At 36.2% G+C, this 16,574-nt stretch carries 17 protein-coding genes; 6 read left to right on the plus strand and 11 right to left on the minus strand.

Annotation, left to right across the window (positions count from 1 at the left end; genetic code table 11):
* Positions 1 to 102: 102 nt before the first annotated feature.
* The 9 genes from mnmH to G5B98_RS04945 are packed head-to-tail and all read right to left on the minus strand — an operon-like array spanning position 103 to position 9,247.
* Entirely contained in the window at positions 103 to 1,110 is a 1,008-nt protein-coding gene (gene mnmH / locus G5B98_RS04905) for a tRNA 2-selenouridine(34) synthase MnmH (RefSeq protein WP_196086210.1), read from the minus strand.
* The gene (locus tag G5B98_RS04910) at positions 1,097 to 1,579 is read right to left on the minus strand and encodes an HIT family protein (RefSeq protein ID WP_085657294.1); all 483 of its coding nucleotides are present in this window, start codon (positions 1,577 to 1,579) and stop codon (positions 1,097 to 1,099) included. The genes mnmH and G5B98_RS04910 overlap by 14 nt, the downstream gene beginning before the upstream one ends.
* Positions 1,579 to 2,364 (minus strand): indole-3-glycerol phosphate synthase TrpC, encoded by a 786-nt coding sequence (gene trpC / locus G5B98_RS04915; protein ID WP_196086211.1) that lies wholly within the window; start codon positions 2,362 to 2,364, stop codon positions 1,579 to 1,581. Before trpC ends, G5B98_RS04910 begins: the two co-directional genes overlap by 1 nt.
* Complete coding sequence (locus tag G5B98_RS04920; RefSeq protein ID WP_196086212.1) at positions 2,361 to 3,626, minus strand: tetratricopeptide repeat protein; 1,266 nt, start codon at positions 3,624 to 3,626, stop codon at positions 2,361 to 2,363. Before G5B98_RS04920 ends, trpC begins: the two co-directional genes overlap by 4 nt.
* Positions 3,605 to 3,970: a YkgJ family cysteine cluster protein gene (locus G5B98_RS04925; protein ID WP_087584553.1), complete on the minus strand. Its 366-nt coding sequence runs from the start codon at positions 3,968 to 3,970 to the stop codon at positions 3,605 to 3,607. Before G5B98_RS04925 ends, G5B98_RS04920 begins: the two co-directional genes overlap by 22 nt.
* On the minus strand, positions 3,967 to 4,674 hold the full coding sequence (locus G5B98_RS04930) for a tRNA1(Val) (adenine(37)-N6)-methyltransferase (RefSeq protein WP_196086213.1): 708 nt from the start codon (positions 4,672 to 4,674) through the stop codon (positions 3,967 to 3,969). Before G5B98_RS04930 ends, G5B98_RS04925 begins: the two co-directional genes overlap by 4 nt.
* Positions 4,671 to 6,923, minus strand: a complete 2,253-nt coding sequence (locus G5B98_RS04935; protein WP_196086214.1) for a hypothetical protein — start codon at positions 6,921 to 6,923, stop codon at positions 4,671 to 4,673. Before G5B98_RS04935 ends, G5B98_RS04930 begins: the two co-directional genes overlap by 4 nt.
* A 2-nt stretch (positions 6,924 to 6,925) precedes the next feature.
* Complete coding sequence (locus tag G5B98_RS04940; protein WP_196086215.1) at positions 6,926 to 7,882, minus strand: NAD(P)/FAD-dependent oxidoreductase; 957 nt, start codon at positions 7,880 to 7,882, stop codon at positions 6,926 to 6,928.
* 24 nt (positions 7,883 to 7,906) lie between these two features.
* The gene (locus tag G5B98_RS04945; protein ID WP_196086216.1) at positions 7,907 to 9,247 is read right to left on the minus strand and encodes a class II 3-deoxy-7-phosphoheptulonate synthase; all 1,341 of its coding nucleotides are present in this window, start codon (positions 9,245 to 9,247) and stop codon (positions 7,907 to 7,909) included.
* Positions 9,248 to 9,391: 144 nt separating this feature from the next.
* On the opposite strand from G5B98_RS04945, the gene rarD (G5B98_RS04950) reads away from it, so the two are divergent.
* From rarD (G5B98_RS04950) to G5B98_RS04975, 6 genes are read left to right on the plus strand one after another with little or no spacing between them, the layout of a single operon-like run.
* Complete coding sequence (rarD, locus tag G5B98_RS04950; protein WP_196086217.1) at positions 9,392 to 10,276, plus strand: EamA family transporter RarD; 885 nt, start codon at positions 9,392 to 9,394, stop codon at positions 10,274 to 10,276.
* Positions 10,264 to 11,151 carry an EamA family transporter RarD gene (gene rarD / locus G5B98_RS04955; RefSeq protein WP_196086218.1) on the plus strand — a complete coding sequence of 296 codons (888 nt, stop codon included), beginning with the start codon at positions 10,264 to 10,266 and terminating at the stop codon, positions 11,149 to 11,151. Before rarD (G5B98_RS04950) ends, rarD (G5B98_RS04955) begins: the two co-directional genes overlap by 13 nt.
* The gene (locus G5B98_RS04960) at positions 11,144 to 11,596 is read left to right on the plus strand and encodes a hypothetical protein (protein ID WP_196086219.1); all 453 of its coding nucleotides are present in this window, start codon (positions 11,144 to 11,146) and stop codon (positions 11,594 to 11,596) included. Before rarD (G5B98_RS04955) ends, G5B98_RS04960 begins: the two co-directional genes overlap by 8 nt.
* A gap of 46 nt (positions 11,597 to 11,642) precedes the next feature.
* Complete coding sequence (locus G5B98_RS09635) at positions 11,643 to 12,608, plus strand: hypothetical protein (protein ID WP_196086220.1); 966 nt, start codon at positions 11,643 to 11,645, stop codon at positions 12,606 to 12,608.
* Positions 12,605 to 13,339 (plus strand): McrB family protein, encoded by a 735-nt coding sequence (locus tag G5B98_RS04970; protein ID WP_430746674.1) that lies wholly within the window; start codon positions 12,605 to 12,607, stop codon positions 13,337 to 13,339. Before G5B98_RS09635 ends, G5B98_RS04970 begins: the two co-directional genes overlap by 4 nt.
* A gap of 16 nt (positions 13,340 to 13,355) precedes the next feature.
* Entirely contained in the window at positions 13,356 to 14,549 is a 1,194-nt protein-coding gene (locus G5B98_RS04975) for an McrC family protein (RefSeq protein ID WP_196086221.1), read from the plus strand.
* 80 nt (positions 14,550 to 14,629) lie between these two features.
* On the opposite strand, the gene G5B98_RS04980 is transcribed toward G5B98_RS04975, so the two are convergent.
* Both G5B98_RS04980 and G5B98_RS04985 read right to left on the minus strand, forming a co-directional pair.
* On the minus strand, positions 14,630 to 15,685 hold the full coding sequence (locus G5B98_RS04980) for a glycoside hydrolase family 3 protein (RefSeq protein ID WP_196086222.1): 1,056 nt from the start codon (positions 15,683 to 15,685) through the stop codon (positions 14,630 to 14,632).
* A complete protein-coding gene (locus tag G5B98_RS04985) occupies positions 15,682 to 16,572 on the minus strand; it encodes an NAD(P)H-dependent glycerol-3-phosphate dehydrogenase (RefSeq protein WP_103559697.1) in 891 nt (296 codons plus the stop codon). Before G5B98_RS04985 ends, G5B98_RS04980 begins: the two co-directional genes overlap by 4 nt.
* Positions 16,573 to 16,574 lie beyond the last annotated feature (2 nt).

Consider the following 16,574-nt stretch of genomic DNA (forward strand, 5'->3'; position numbering starts at 1 on the left):
TTTAGTGAAATTGATAAATTTAAGTGAGCAAAGACTATAAAATTTTAAGAGCTAAAACTCATTTGTATAAATTTTAGGCTTAATTTTTTAATTAAAATAAGCCTAAAATTTTGCTTCATTTTTTATATCATTTAGCTTTTTAACGGCTTCGTCAAAGTCATCAGAATTTATGAAAACATTAATATTTTCATTTTTCTTATAGACTTTATCGTAGTATTTTGTGAGTAAAATTTCAGCTACTTTAGCAATGTCATTTTCATTAAATTTAGCCACAGATTCATCTCTAGCTTTTTTATCGATAAATGGCGAAATTTTCTTCATACACTCGTCAAAAAAAGCTTTATCCACGCTTTTATAGTCATCTACTATACAAGAAATTCTTTTTTCTAAACTTGCGCTCACTTCGACATTTATGCCACTACGCATCGCCTCATAAAGACTTTTTGGCAAACTTAACGAGCCCATCCTTCTGCTCTCACCCTCAATAAAGCAAATTTTATCTTCTAGCGTTATGAGCTTTTCAAATAACGCATCTTCAAAGCTTTTTTGGCTTGGCTGCGCGCCGTTTATCGCTCCAAAGACAGAGCCTAAATGATTTGCCATAGCTTCAAGGTCTATTGACGGGCTTAGAGCCCTTATGAGCTTACTTTTGTAGCAACCAGTATTTCCAAAAAGAGTGATAAATTTTGTGCTCAAAGGTCGATTTAGAAATTCTAAAACGTGATTTCTATAAGCTTTATAGCCACCACTAAGCCTAAAAACTCTATATCCTATCATGCTTAGAACATAGCCAACAGAATTTGATCTAAGCCCACCTTTAGCACAGTAGATACCAATAGCTGAACCAACCTTGGCTCTTTTATAAACCTCATCAATGATATTTTGTAAATTTTTGCAGATATACTTTGCACCAAGACTCTTTGCTAGGGATCTATCGCTTTTATAGATCGTGCCTACCTCTTTATGTTCTATGTCATTTAAAGCGTATAAATTTATAGCATCTTTTATGTGAGAATATAAAAATTCATGTGGTGATCTTGCGTCTATTAAAATTTCAAAAGAGCTTCTTTTCTCTAGCCACTGCTCTGCATCAAGCTCAAATAACGGCACTAAATGCCTTTTTTAGTTTCTCAAAAAGTGGATGAAATGGCGTGCCATTTACTCTCACATCAGAGATGGTGGTTATAAAATTTGTATCTCCGCTCCACCTTGGCACAAGGTGATAATGCACATGCTCAGCTATCCCAGCTCCCGCTGCCTTGCCTAAATTCATACCTATATTTACGCCATTAGCATAAAGCTCTTTTTTTAAAATTTCAACTCCAAGCCTTACAAATTTACTCATCTCAAACCAAGTCTGCTCATCAAGCTCTTCAATCTTGTCGGTATGCTGATTTGGTATTATCATAAAATGACCTGGAGAATACGGATATAAATTCATAATCCCAAAACAATATTTAGCTCGAAAAAGCACACCATTTTTATCATCATCATCTGAGTTTATAACGTCACAAAAAACACAGCTATCTTTTTTAGCGCTAAAGTATTCGCTTCTCCAAGGGGCACAAAGGTGCTGCATTACTCGCCCTCCTTTATCTTTTTGACGGCATTTTTTATATCATCTTGTCTCATAAAATGCTCTCCTATCAAGAAGGCATCAACGCCTATTTTGCTTAGCTGCCTAAGCTGTTCATGCTCGTAAAGACCGCTTTCAGCGACTATTATCTTGCCATTTGGCAAAAGTGGTATGAGCTTCTCACAAAGGCTCATATCCATCGTAAAATCATCTAAATTTCTATGATTTATACCTATTATATTTGCTCCTGCAAAGATAGCCTTTTTCACATCACTCGCGTCGTGAGTTTCAACCAAAACTTCAAGCCCTAAATGATGAGCATAGCCTAAAAGCTCTTTTAGCTCATTTTGAGTTAGTGCTTTTGCGATGAGCAAGATAAAGTCTGCCCCATAAACAAGAGCTTCAAGAATTTGATACTTATCAATAATAAAGTCTTTTCTAAGGATCGGCCTTGATGCGTAGCGACGAACCTGCGTGATGTACTCGATATCGCCTTTAAACCAATGTGGTTCAGTCAAGATACTAAAGGCATTTGCGTATGGCTCGTATTCCTGAGCGATCTTTATAGGTTCAAAATCCTCTCTTATCACGCCCTTACTTGGGCTTGCTTTTTTGATCTCGGCTATGATTTTTATAGGCTCATTTTGACTTGCTCTAAGAGCATTTAAAACATCTCTTGGCACGTATGGATTGTACGCGAGCGAGCGGCCAAGCCACTCCTCAGGGAAGTCTGCTTTTCTTTTTTCAAGATCATCTTTAGTTTTTTTTATTATCTCATCAAGTATCATTTTTTAAGCCTTTTGTTTAGATTTATTATACAGCGCTCTATTAGGTGCAAATGCTCTTTTGCCTCTTTTGAAGTCCTAAAATCAACATCTTTCATTGCATGCTGCATAATGCCCTTTGCCTTTTTGCACTCACCAAGCTTAAAATATCCCCACGCTAGCGAATCCTCATAATAAGGCGACTCAGGCGAGATAGCAAGCGCCTTTTGCACAAGCTCTATACCCTTTCTAGGGTCAATATCATGATCTATCAGCAAGTAGCCATAATAGTTAAAAAACATATCATTTTCTAGCTTTGGCACGCTAGCTTCAAATTTGTCTAAAATTTCAGACATTTTTTGTTCGTTCAAGTTATCTTTATTCATCTCGTATTCGTAAATCGCGGCTTTTGCTAAAAAATTTAAATCCCTGCTATCGTTATAAATTTTAACAGCAAGTATGTATGCATCACCAAAATTACTAGTCGCCGCATAAAGATCCATAAGCGCTATATCGTTGTAGCTATATTTTTTTAAAATTTCAATTGCTGCTTTGTAATTTTTATCATAGATAAAAAACTGCACAATCTTATCAATATACGAAGTGTCGTGATTTAGCTCATAAAGCTCTTCAAAGAGTTCGATCACCTTTGGGAAATTTCTTTGCTGGGAGTAAATTTCAGCCAAAAGCTCGCAAGTCTTTAGCGTGCAGCCTTGTTCATCTCTAAATTTTTCAAGATATTTTGTAGCGTCTTTTATCTTATCCATGCGATTTATCAAAATATCAACAATACGGAGCAAGTTTTCTTCTTCTTGCTTTAGCGAGTATGCCTCTTCAAAGTATTTTAGCGCAGTCGTTGTTTCATTTTGCATCATACAAATAGTGCCAAGCATGAGTAAATTTTGGGCATTTGGCTCTTTTGTGGCAAGCTCTTGCATTAAACTTTTAGCCTCATTTAGCTTTGAAAGATTTACTAAATTTGCCACCTTTATACGGATAAAATCGCTATCGTCTTTTAAGCTTTTTTCGCCTTCACTTATCAAAGTGTCTAAATTTTCATTTTTTGTAGCAAAGGCAAGTTTGATCGCCTCTTTTAAATAAGCTTTTTGATTTGTATCTTTAAAAATGTTTGAGTAAGCTTGAATGCTAGCATTCACATCTCCGCTATCTTGAAACAATAAAGCCTGCATTAGACGTAAATTTATACTTTTATTATCGTCAGCCAAAAGTAGCTGCGAGTTAAAAAATACGCTCATAAAAAATACTAAAATTTTACGCCAATACATTCTGCTTTTAGCTCCTTTAAATTTTTTTTAAAATAATTCCAAAACGGAAAAGTCCTACACTGCTGTGGCCTTAGCTCATAGACTGAGCAGTTTTTATTTTTTTCATCAAAAAATATACAAGCAAAGCCATCTTCATAAGGCTTCTCTTTTATGCTACACCTTAGCCCAACTCTTATTAAAAACTGCTTTTCAAACTCATCTTTACTCATATGAAATGCAGTACAAAATTTTGAAATTTCTTCTTCATTTATCCAGATATATCCGCTCTCTCCCGCGCAACACTTACCGCCACAGCTCTCGCAAAAGCTGGCATCAAACTCATAGTTAAAGCCTTGCACCCTCACGTTAGCTCCTGATAATCAACGCTCTTTGTATCAGCTTTTTTAAAAATTTCAATCGCATCTTTTGTATGCGAGCCATTTTCGCTCATTACCAAAGGTGGCAAAATTTTTAGCTTTGAGTTTGAATTATTTCTTACCTCAAATAAGGCTAAATTTGCTGGTTTATCAGCCTTTGTATGAATAAATTTTAGGCTTACTAAATTTAACTTAAACTCTTTTAGACACGCTACAATCTGACTAAGATCATCAGGTGCATAGCAAAAAAACGCCCTTTTGTGAGGCTTTAAATTTACGCTTATACCTTTTATAAAGTCTTTTAGACCCAAAGAGCTTGTGTATCTACTAGCCTTTATATGCTCATCTTCGCTTTGTTTTGCACCCTCGTGATAAAATGGTGGATTTGATACGATGAGGTCAAATTTCTCACTATCTTTAAAATCTGCAAAATTAGTATTTATAGTTTCTGCCTCCAAGCCATTCTTACTGGCATTAAATTTAGAAATTTCACCATTTATTTGCAAAATATCAAGCAAGCTTAGGCTGGAATTTCTAAAGTCGCGTTTAAGCAAAAGCCCAAGTATCCCGCACCCTGCGCCAACGTCTAAAATTCTGCCTGAAAAATTTTTCAAACTTGAGCTTATAAAATCATAAAGTACCAGCGTATCGCTGTTGTAGCGATAGCCACTTTTTAGCTGAGCCAAGATCATCTATAAACCTTGATGATAAAGCCACGCGTGACATCTTTTACGATCACTTCGGAGCTAAAGCTGATCCTTGCAAAATCGCCAAATTCTTCTTTTATAAGCTCGGCTGCTGCCTTTGCGCGCTCTTTACCAACGCCATAATTTACATAGTTATTTAGCCTGCCAAGATCATCTTTTTTGATGCTTTGCGCCACATTTGATGGGATGACAAAATTTTTCTTATCTACGATCGGAATTATCTCATAAAGGTAGTTTGAGTTAAATCTTTGCAAAAATTCGCTCACTCTATTCTTACACATCACGCTAATCTTATCTTTTGCATCCATGTCATCACACTCAAGGCTAGAGATCAAAACCAGCTTTGTTGGCGTCTCTGGCTTAGTTGTCGCCTGCAAGATATTTTTTAAATTCACATTTTCATTTTCAAGTTCATCTTGTCTGTTTAAATTTTGCTCGATATCTTTTTGAAGTTCGATGATCTTGGCATTTACTGGACTTCCTTTTGCGCTAGATGAGCTAAGTTCATTTATTTTAGAATTTAACCTCTCAATCGTCTTATTGCTCTCGTTTAACTTATGTTTTGCACTTTCAAGCTCATTTTGCAAGCTTAGTAAATTTTTATCACCACTTTTATTACTATCAGCAAAAAGAGCCGACGTATCGGCTATCTTTTTTTGCAAAATATTTATTTGCTGGCGTAAAATTTCATAGTTTTGCATATCGATCTTTAGCGTTCTTTTTTGAGCTTCTAGCTCACTTTGCTTTGCTACTAGCATTTGACTTGTTTGCGTGAGATTATTTTCCAGCTCTTTTATCTTTTCATCTTTTGAGTTTATCTTTGTATTTAAATTTTTCAGCTCACTGTCATTTAAACCAAGCTTTTGAGTCTGCAAAGAGATAGTTTGATTTTGCTCAAACAAAGTTTTTAAAAATTTATTTGTCTTTGTATCAAGCGTCTTTAGCTCATCTCTTGCATTTTTAAGGCTCTCTTCACTTAAATTTAGCTTTTTATTTAGCTCATTTAAACTTGTATTTGCATCTAAATTTTGCTTCTCTAGCTTTTTATTTATCAAATTTACCCGTTCAAGCTCTTTTTTAAGCGAATTTATATTTTCATTTGCGAGTTTATTTTCCTGCTCGCTTTTAAGATTTTTTTCTTTTAGATCATTAAAACTTTTATGAAGTGCCGCAAGAGAGGCGTTTAGCTCTAAATTTTTACCATTATAGTTTTCAACTGCTAAATCTTTTGAGTTTAAATTTTTCTTTATCTCATCAAGCTCATAAATTCTATCTTTTAAGGCAGTCTTGCTTGACTCAAGAGCCTCCTCAAGATCAATTATCTTATTTGCCTTTTTTGAAAGCTCATCCTCCATAACACCCTTTTGCGTTTCAAAGCCATCAGTTAGTGCATTTATCTCTTTTTCGTAGCTAAATTTTTGTGTCTTAGCATCACTCTTTGCTCGCTCGATCTCCTCTTTTAAAAGCAAAATTTCTCTTTTTTCGTTTTTATCTTTTTCATTTTGAGTATTTTCATACTCTTTTATTAGCGCGTCTTTTTGAGCCAGTGTCGTATTTAGCTCTATATTTTGCTCTTTTAAAGCTGTGTAATTTGCCTCAGCTGCCTCTTTAAATTTAGCAAAATTTGCTTCGATGTCTTTTACCTTACTTTCATCGCCATTTTTTGCCTCATTTATCGCATTTTCAAGGTCTATTATCTTTTTTTCATAGGCTTTTGAGCTCTCAATCATATCAGCTTGAGCTTCATTTAGCCGTTTTGTGAGAGTTTGTATATTTTCAAAGTGCTGTGCTTCAAGCTCGCCTAGCGTCTTTTGATTTTTCTCAACTATCTCATTTTTTTCATTTTCGATATTTTTTTTCATCTCTGAAATTTTGCTTATAAAGTCTAAATTTTTCTCGCTAATATCAACATTATCAGTAGCTAAAATTTTATTTTTTTTACTTAGCTCACGAACTTGTTCTTGAAGTTCGTTTACATCATTTGATAAATTTTGATCGTTCGTTTCAGTAAAATTTTGGATATAGCTTTTTGGAGTTATATATCCACCATATTCGTAAAGATCGTCTTTGCTGATATATTTTTGTCTCTCTTCTTCTGGCAAATTGTCAAAATTTATAGAATAAATCGTTTGATTAGTATCTTTTGGTGACTCATCTTCTTTTGGAGATTTAAAAAACGATAGGCAAAAGCCAACTATCAAACAAAAAATAGCTAGTAAAATTTTATTTATCAAGCTTATGCCTTGCCCTTTAAAATATCTTTTATGACGTGATGAGCGTGATTTAGAGCAACGACTATTGAGCCGCCATTTTTTAGCACGATGTCACCGCCCACATAAAGTCCTGGCACGCTACTTTGGTAGTTGCTATCAACTATTGGAGTGCCTTTTTCATCAATTTTTATCTGACATTTTTGTAAAAAATCAACCGGACTTGAGCCGCCTATTGCATAGACAACTCTGTCATAAACGCGAATTTTGCCATTTTTGTAATGCACTCTAACTTTGCCTGATTCGTTATCTATCTCTTTTATATCGTGATTTAGCCTAACTTTTATCTTACCGTGCTTTTCTAGCTCCCAAAGTGCGCTTAAATTTGTCTCATTTACACGGCTAAAATTATCTTTTCTATAAGCGATTGTGGTTTTATTGTATTGGCAAAGCTCGATCGCATACTCAACTGCTGAGTTTCCGCCACCTACAACAAGCACCTTTTCGCCGTTTGTACAGCTATCAAGGTTAAAATTTACAACTGAGTTTAGTGAAGGCGGGATTTTATAATCAGGCTTATTTGGTCGTCCCATTTTGCCAATTGAGATCATCACATTTTTAGCTTCATAGACGGCTTTTGAGGTAGTTACTTTAAAAATTTCTCCATCTTTTTTCACACTCTCTACTTCAGAATTAAAAAAAGCTTCAATCTTTTCAGTATCAAGCAGCTTGTCAAAATAATCAAGCGTGCTCTCTTTCGTACCATCCTCAAACGAAACTACACCATGTATCGTGCTATCTTGCCCTTTATACTCTTTATCTACGCGTTTATTATCTTTATAAAATTTTCTTATCGTTTGGCTGTGATTATCACCTTTTTCAAGAAGCAAAACATTGTTTAAGCCATTTCTTTTTGCCTCAACTACGCTAGCAATTCCACAAGGTCCGCCACCAACAACGATTAGATCATAAACATTTACCATCTTTTTCTCCAAATTTTATAAATTTTAAGCTTTTTTAACTAGATCAGCCATCAAAAATGCAAGCTCAAGTGCCTGATCAGCATTTAACCTTGGATCACATTGTGTTTCATATCTTTGCTCAAGCGAACTTTCAGTGATATTTAATGCCCCACCCGTGCACTCAGTCACGTCTTGGCCTGTCATCTCAAGATGTACACCACCAGCTCTTGTGCCCTCAGCTTTGTGAATTTCAAAAAAGCTTCTAACCTCACTTATTATCTTGTCAAATTCTCTGGTTTTGTAGTTATTTGATGTTTTTACAGTATTGCCATGCATCGGATCGATACTATAAACGATATTTAGCCCTTCTCGCTTTAGCTCTCTTAAAATTTTTGGTAAATTTTCGCCGATTTTATCTGCACCCATTCTGATTATCACATTTAGCCTTCCAGCTTCATTTTCTGGATTTAGTTTATTTGCAAGAGCGACGACATCCTCAGCCTTTGCACTTGGTCCGATCTTTACACCGATAGGATTTTTCACACCACTTAAAAAATGTACGTGAGCGTCGTTTATGCCACGCGTTCTTTCGCCTATCCAAAGCATATGAGCCGAGCAGTCATACCACTCACCGCTAAGGCTATCGACCCTAGTTAAAGCCTCCTCATAAGGTAGCAAAAGCGCCTCGTGAGATGTATAAACCGCGGTTTGATTTATGACTGGCGTATTTGCTGAAGTGATGCCACAAGCTGCCATAAATGAAAGCGTCTTTGTTAGCTCATCAGCTAGTTTTGCGTATTTCTCGCCGATCTCTGGTTTTTTAACAAAGCCTAAATTCCACTTATGCACTTGATGTAGGTCGGCCAAACCGCCTCTTGAAAAGGCCCTAAGTAAGTTCATCGTAGATGCGCTTTGATAATACGCCTCGATCATGCGTTTTGGATCAGGCACTCTTGCCTTTTCGTCAAATTCAAAGCCATTTATGATGTCGCCTCTATAGCTTGGAAGCTTAACGCCATTTACCTCTTCAAAATCGCTACTTCTAGGCTTTGCAAACTGCCCTGCCACGCGGCCCACTTTGACCACTGGGTAGCCACCAGCAAAGGTTAAAACTATCGCCATTTGAAGTAAAACCTTAAACATATCTCTGATGTTATTTGCATTAAAATTTGTAAAGCTCTCAGCGCAGTCGCCACCTTGAAGCAAAAACGCCTCACCATTACAAACTTTTGCAAGTTCTTCTTTTAAGCTTCTAGCCTCGCCAGCAAAGACCAAAGGAGGAAGCGATTTTAATTTTTCCTCGACCTCTTTAAGCTCTTTTAAATCTGGGTATTTTGGTTGTTGCAAGATACTAAATTCTCTCCAGCTATCGCGGTTCCAAGTCATTTATTTTCCTATCTTTTTTGCCTTAAATTAAACGCTGATTATATCACGGCAAACTTAAAAAATAAAAGCCATTAATAGGCTATTAAAGTTAAATTTCATAAAATCGCTAGTTTAAATTTCTACAAAAAAGAGCATAAATTTTTCATGATTCAAGGCATTTTTTACTCACTTTTAGCATCAGTTTTATTTAACTGCATTTACTACATGTCAGTGCTTATGAATCCAATTAGCACGCAAGCTCTTTTTGGTTACCGCATGATATTTACTTTGCCTATCGTGATCGCAGCCATTTTTCTATTAAGACAGCAAAGAAATTTTAAATTTATGCTTTTAAAGATAAAGCTTAAACCAAAAATTTTACTCATTTTATTTATCACTTCACTTCTAAGCTCGTTTCAGATGTGGCTTTATCTATGGGCGCCAAGCAATGGCTCAGCACTAAAGGTCTCAATCGGCTACCTCATCATGCCAATAGTTATGGCAATCTTTGGGAGAATTTTCTTTAAAGAGTATCTTTCAAAAACAAAGCTTGCTTCTATTTTTTTTGCAGCTCTTGGTGTTTTTAGCACAGCTATTATAAGTGGTGGAATTTCTTGGGAAAGTGCAGCCGTTTTTTGCCTTTATCCGATATATTTCGTGATTAGAAAGCACTACAATCTCGCAAATTTCTCAAGCTTTGTCATTGAGATAATTTTTATGTTTTTTCTATCATTTTATTTCGCACTTTCAGCTGATATGGACTATGTAACAAGGGAAAATCCAAAAATTTACTATTTGCTCATCACACTTGGCATAATAAGTGGCACAGCACTGATCGCTCAGATACTCTCAAGCACGCTTGTACCAATAAATGTCCTTGGCTTGCTTACATACTTTGAGCCGATAATGATGCTTTTTGTCTCTTTTGCTATCGGCGAAAGGCTGGAGAAAAGCTCTTACTTTTTGATGATATGCCTTGCTATTTCGGTTACGCTCTTGATGATTGATAGCATAAATTCCATAAAAAGCGATAAAAAATGCAAAAACTAAACGAAGCCCAAAAAGGCGTTGCTTTCGCACTTAGTGCGTTTTTTATGTGGGGATTTTTAGCAGTTTATTTTAACCTCTTTAGCAAAGATGTCGATGCTTATGAAATTTTAGCCCACAGGGTCATTTGGTCATTTTTCTTAATGGCTGGAGTGCTTTATTTTAGTGGCAAAATGGGTGAAATTTTTACTTTACTTAAAGATATTCGTTCGCTAAAAATCCTATTTTTGAGTGGCATATTTATCACCACAAACTGGGGCGTTTATGTCTATGCTGTTAGCAATGGAAAAATTTTAGACACAAGCTTAGGATATTTTATAAATCCACTAATAAGCATGCTCCTTGGTGTTATCATCTTTAAAGAAAGGCTAAATAAAAGCGGAATTTTAGCTATTTGTATAGTCGTTTTAGCCATTAGCGTACAAATTTATGCCCAAGGCGGATTGCCATTAGTTTCCATTATCTTGCCACTTTCATTTGGATTTTACGCAGCAGTTAGAAAGATGGCAAAGATTAGCGCATTTAACGGGCTTTTTATAGAGACATTTTTTATGTTCCCATTTGCACTTGCCTACGTCCTTTACATAGCATTTTTAGGTAAAAGCCATTTTGGACTAAATGAGGACTCACTTTTAATGATCGCTTCAAGCATCGTAACCATCGTGCCGCTTGTCGCTTTTAATGCAGCTGCAACAAGGATAAATTTAACAACGATCGGCTACTTGCAATACATCTCACCAACCATCGCGATCCTTTGTGCGGTCTTCATTTACGGCGAAAATTTAGACGGCTACAAGGTCATCTCGTTTTGTATGATCTGGCTGGCACTTGCGATAATTAGCATAGATAAATTTAGAAAAAGGAGTAAAAATGAATAATGTGACGATTTATTTGCTACTTGCGTTTTTTGCGGCGCTTATTTTATATTTTCAGATACAAAAACTAACCAGAAAGCTCGACGAAGAGGGAGCGGTGCCAGCTTATCAAAAAGCCGCACAGGAGGTTTTAGAAAATTTAAACAATGCTGAAAAATATCCAAAATTTTGCAACGTAATATTTAAAAAAATAAACGCCTTAAGGCAAGATATTTTATTTGAAGATGCGCTAAATAGTGAGTCTGAAAAAGATAAAGCATTAGATGCCTTAGAGCAAATAAGAGAAAAATTAGAAACTTTATCAAAGCAAGAAAATTTAAGCTGGGAGAGTGAGCTCTTTGCGATCTTGGACGAGCTAGATGGCTTTGTAAGGGCAAATTTCAAAAACGGCGAAGATAGAGCTGAAGAGCTAAGAGACGAACTAAAAAAAGAATTTGATGGGCTGTGAGATAAAATTAGGATACTAATTTTAAGGAAATAAGCAAGGAGCAAAAATGGTTTCATGGCAAGAACGCTTGAAATTAAGGGATGATTTTCAACAAAGATGGCCTTTTCAAGCTGTAGAAAATATGACCTTAGAACAATACACAGGTGTAAAAAGCAAGGATACTTTTACCTTTTGGCTTGAAAGTAAAACGGAAAGTCTTATAAGTATATGGGGCGGATCTGCTTATAAGTTTGGAATTTTCAAAAGAGCACAAAACGATGTCGAAAAGGAACTAAAAAGTGGGCAAACTGGCGATACAGAGTATGGATGGTATGAAAAATATGGAGAGACCAGAAAACAAGCATTTGAAAAAATAAAAAATCTTATTTTACAAATTATAGAGAATGCACAAAATAAAGAATTTGAAAAAATAGATGATATTGATCTTGGCAATGCCATAAAATGGAAAATAGCCTTTTTATATGCGCCAGACAAAACACTTTTACACATTGTTTCAAAAAAGGCTTTCAAGTATTTGGCTCAAAAAAATAATATAAAATCAAAAAACATATCAGAAATTCAAAAAGAACTACTAAAAAATAAGCCGAACTATATGGACTTTTATGAATATTCGTCTCTATTATGGAACCAATATGCAAAGGAAAATAAATCAACACACGATGTACTAAACAATAGTAACAACAAAGGATATGAAATGACAAATGACTATAAAAAACCAACCTATCCACTTAATCAAATTTTATACGGCCCTCCAGGAACTGGAAAGACATATAGCGTTGTTCGTAAAGCACTAGAAATCATAGAAGGCAATGCTTCTGATGATAGATCTAAATTTAAAGAGTATGTAGAAAATGGACAAATAAAATTTATCACATTTCATCAAAGCTATGGATATGAAGAATTTGTCGAGGGTATAAAGCCTGTATTTGATAATAAGAGTGAAAGTAAAGAGATATTTTATGGGATAGAAAAAGGTTTTTTTATCAGTGTTGCGAGGACGCTTTACGCTTGACTGGATACAAGGATGGACTCGATAAATTTTGCACTTTGTCAAAAGAGGAACAACAAGAGTTTTTAAATGGAAAAACACCAAAATATACAATCATAATAGACGAGATCAACCGCGGGAATATATCTAAAATTTTTGGTGAGCTCATAACTCTTATAGAGCCGTCAAAAAGGCTAGGGGCAGATGACGAGATAATGGTCGAGCTGCCATACTCAAAAGAGAAATTTGGAGTGCCGTCAAATTTATATATAGTCGGCACGATGAATACGGCGGATCGCAGCATAGCCCTTATGGATACGGCGCTTAGAAGAAGGTTTGAGTTTGTGGAGATGATGCCAGAATACAATAATCTAAAAGAAGTTGCCGGTATAGATATTGGGCAAATGCTAAAAACGATAAACGAACGTATAGAGTATCTTTACGACAGAGATCATGCGATAGGGCATGCTTATTTTATAAATGTGTCAGACATGGAAACGCTTGCAAATGTCTTTAAAAACAAAATTTTACCGCTACTACAAGAGTATTTTTATGACGACTGGGATAAAATAAGACTAGTTCTGGGCGATAATCAAAAAGATGAGGATTTGCAGTTTATTAAAGTCAAGAAAAATATGGCAAAAGAAAAACTATTTGGAGTAAAAATCGACGATATAGACGATAAAGTCTTATACGAGATAAACGACCAAGAAATTTTCAACAACCCGCAAAGCTATGTAAAAATTTACGAATGAAACAAAACGCAAAGCAATGACCAAATACTTAATAGAGTTTGAAAAATTTCGCCCGGAAGATAACCAAGACCTATTTAACGCCGTAGATGCCTTTACTAGAGAAAATTTTGCCGCAGTAGAGTTTCTAAGGCCCGGCAGAGACAAAAAGGGCGATTTTTTACAAGCTCAAAACTGCGTCGGTATCATCCAGACAAAAAGTGGCGATAGCCTTGAGATACTTCCAAAAATCCATGATAACGACAATGGCAGCAATAAAGAAGCGGTAGAAAATTCTAAAAGAATTTTACTGAGAATGTTAAAAACTTTAAAAAACCATCCATTTAAAAATATAAACATAGCGAATTTAAAAAGCCTAAATTTACCGCTTCTTGAAATTTTTATATCGATGTTCTTAGATGAAGTATCAAAACTCATAAAAATAGGCATAAAAAGCGACTATGTGGAACTGGAAGATAATCTAAAATTTTTAAAAGGAAAACTAAAAATCTCGGAGCAAATACGTAAAAATATCGTCCATAAAGAGAGATTTTACGTTTGCTATCAGGAATTTTCCATAGATAGAGCCGAAAATCGTCTTATAAAAAGCACGCTCGAGTTTTTATACAGGTGCTCAAAATCAAGCAAAAATCAACGACTTATTAGGGAATATTTATTTATCTTTGACGAAATTTCATCTAGCTCAGATATAAACGCGGACTTTAGCCGCTTAAAACTAAATCGCCAAACAAAATACTATGAACAAGCGCTTTTATGGAGCAAGATATTTTTACAAAACAAGTCGTTTAGTCCGTATAGAGGTAACGATGTGGCTTTTGCTTTGCTGTTTGACATGAAAGCACTCTTTGAAAGCTATGTTGGAAATTTTATAAAGAAAAAGCTTCCGGATATTATATTGCAACACTCAGAAAAACACCTCGTAGAAAAACCAAAGAGCTTTAGACTAAAGCCTGATATGTTTTTAGAAAGCAAATTCATAGCTGACATAAAGTGGAAGATCGTAAAGTCAAGAGATGATATCTCGCAAGCTGACTTATATCAACTCTATGCTTACGGTAAGAAATACGAATGCGGCAGGCTTTATCTCGTATACCCAAGAATAAGTGGCATTGACCAAAAAGCTATGAAATTTAAATATGAAAGCAACATGTGGCTTAATGTTTTATACTTTGATTTAGAAAAAGACGAGATTGCTAGAAATTTACTAGTCTAAAGTACTTTTTAAAGTCTCTTAAAATTCCACTCTAATTTTCTACTTCTTTATAAGTGGATTGCAACCCATCAGAGCAACCATTAAAGTTTCACTTTTAGAGCCATTATCCTCTTGTATGAAACGTCGATTCGCTCTTTGCTGATCTTTTTCTCATTGACAGCATCGATTATGATCTGAGTGACCAGATCGGCTGTTCTTTGGTTATTTATCTTAAACTCGCTAAAGAGCAAGATGTCGCCACCAGCGTTTATAAATTTCACCACTTTTTGAGCCAAAGCTTCGTCGCCAATGCCTTTCATCAGCATATCATCGCTTATGACTACGCCATTAAATTTAAGTTCATTTCGTAAGAGATCGGTTATTATTTTTTTAGAAAGCGTGGCTGGATTGTCCTCGTCGATGCCTTTTACAAAAAGATGTCCGACCATGATGATCTGCGCTCTACCTGTGCTTATGGCATCTTTGTATGGCAGTAGTGCATCTTTACTTAGCGTGACTTCGCTCTTATTTTTATGTGAGTCCTCTTTTGAGCTGCCGTGTCCCGGAAAATGCTTAAGTGTCGTTAAGATGCCCTGCTCTTTAAATGCATCCATAAAAGCATCAGCGTAGATCACCACTTTGCTCGCATACTCGCTAAACGCCCTTTGCTTTGCAGCAATTATCGGCGAGTTTTCGTCGTGCAGATCTACCACTGGGGCGAAATTTAAATTTATGCCGCACTCTTTTAAATTTATAGCCATTTTTAAGTAGAGATCGTATGCACTTTTGATATCAAGCGTACTTGCGACCTCGTATGCGCTAGGATATGGGCCATCAAAGCTCTTATCCTTCATGCGGCTAACATTGCCGCCCTCTTCGTCGATGGCGATGAAAATTTTAGGGCTTTTTTCTTTGATAGCTTTTATGCTTGCTTTTAGCTGGACTTTGTTAGTGACGTTTCTGCCAAGCAGCATCACACCGCCAAACCTCTCATATCCAGCGTCGCTTAGCATCGCACGAAACGCAGCGTCCTTTGTGCTAGCTCCATTAAAGCCAACCATTATCATCTGCGAAACCTTAGCTCTTAGGCTTACCTCTGCACCATTTAGCACCAGAGCAAAAATAGCTACAAAAAGTATAAATTTAAAAGCTCTCATCTTCTTCCCAAAAGCGATTTTACGCTCTCAAAAACGTCTTTGCCATTTAGCATATTTTCAACCTCGCTAGCGATCGGAACATATATGCCCTTTTCTTTGGCGATCTTGCTAATAGCCCTTGCAGTATCGACGCCCTCTGCCACCTCGCCAAGCTCATTTAAAATTTTCTCTAATCTCTCGTGCCTTGCGATGCCAAGACCTACGCGGTAGTTGCGTGAAAGTATCGATGAGGCAGTTAGAAATAGATCTCCTGCGCCGCTTAGCCCCATAAATGTCTCATCTTTTGCGCCAAAAAATTTGCCAAATCTAGCCATCTCGACAAGCCCCCTCGAAATGAGACTTGCTCTTGCGTTGTTGCCAAGACCAAGTCCGTCGCAGATGCCACCAGCTATGGCGATCACGTTTTTATAGGCTCCGCACACCTCAGCGCCGATCACGTCATCAGAGGTGTATGCTTTCATGTAGTTTGGGAAAAATGAGGCAAATTTTAAAGCTAAATTTTCATTTTTAGAATTTACCACCAGGGCACAAGGAAGCTTCTGCATGATCTCTTTTGCAAAGGTCGGTCCTGAGAGAAAGGCCAAATTTTCTCTATCCACAAAGTCTTCATAAATTTCATTTAGAAATTTAAGATTTGCCGTGTCTATGCCCTTGCTGGCGACTAGGATCTTTTGACCTTTGTTTTTGTAGTTTTGTTTTAGCCATAAATTTGTAGCTTGCGTTGGGATCGTGCAGACTAAGTATTCGCACTCCAAAGCTTCATCCAAGCTTACAAAATTTGGCATCTCTCTTGGCGTTCTTGAGCTGATGACACACTCATTATTTTCACTAAATGCGTGAAACAGCGCACTGCCCCACTTGCCAGCTCCGATGACTGCTATGCTCATTT

This window comes from Campylobacter concisus (assembly GCF_015679985.1).
In the GTDB taxonomy this organism is placed as follows: Bacteria; Campylobacterota; Campylobacteria; order Campylobacterales; family Campylobacteraceae; genus Campylobacter_A; species Campylobacter_A concisus_AC.

Coding starts and splice junctions, on each gene's coding strand:
- G5B98_RS04960 (WP_196086219.1), top strand. CDS start 11,144: ATGAATAATGTGACGATTTATTTGCTACTTGCGTTTTTTGCGGCGCTT.
- G5B98_RS04930 (WP_196086213.1), bottom strand. CDS start 4,674: ATGATCTTGGCTCAGCTAAAAAGTGGCTATCGCTACAACAGCGATACG.
- G5B98_RS04945 (WP_196086216.1), bottom strand. CDS start 9,247: ATGACTTGGAACCGCGATAGCTGGAGAGAATTTAGTATCTTGCAACAA.
- G5B98_RS04980 (WP_196086222.1), bottom strand. CDS start 15,685: ATGAGAGCTTTTAAATTTATACTTTTTGTAGCTATTTTTGCTCTGGTG.
- G5B98_RS04910 (WP_085657294.1), bottom strand. CDS start 1,579: ATGCAGCACCTTTGTGCCCCTTGGAGAAGCGAATACTTTAGCGCTAAA.
- rarD (WP_196086218.1), top strand. CDS start 10,264: ATGCAAAAACTAAACGAAGCCCAAAAAGGCGTTGCTTTCGCACTTAGT.
- rarD (WP_196086217.1), top strand. CDS start 9,392: ATGATTCAAGGCATTTTTTACTCACTTTTAGCATCAGTTTTATTTAAC.
- G5B98_RS04975 (WP_196086221.1), top strand. CDS start 13,356: ATGACCAAATACTTAATAGAGTTTGAAAAATTTCGCCCGGAAGATAAC.
- G5B98_RS04920 (WP_196086212.1), bottom strand. CDS start 3,626: ATGTATTGGCGTAAAATTTTAGTATTTTTTATGAGCGTATTTTTTAAC.
- G5B98_RS09635 (WP_196086220.1), top strand. CDS start 11,643: ATGGTTTCATGGCAAGAACGCTTGAAATTAAGGGATGATTTTCAACAA.
- G5B98_RS04940 (WP_196086215.1), bottom strand. CDS start 7,882: ATGGTAAATGTTTATGATCTAATCGTTGTTGGTGGCGGACCTTGTGGA.
- trpC (WP_196086211.1), bottom strand. CDS start 2,364: ATGATACTTGATGAGATAATAAAAAAAACTAAAGATGATCTTGAAAAA.
- G5B98_RS04985 (WP_103559697.1), bottom strand. CDS start 16,572: ATGAGCATAGCAGTCATCGGAGCTGGCAAGTGGGGCAGTGCGCTGTTT.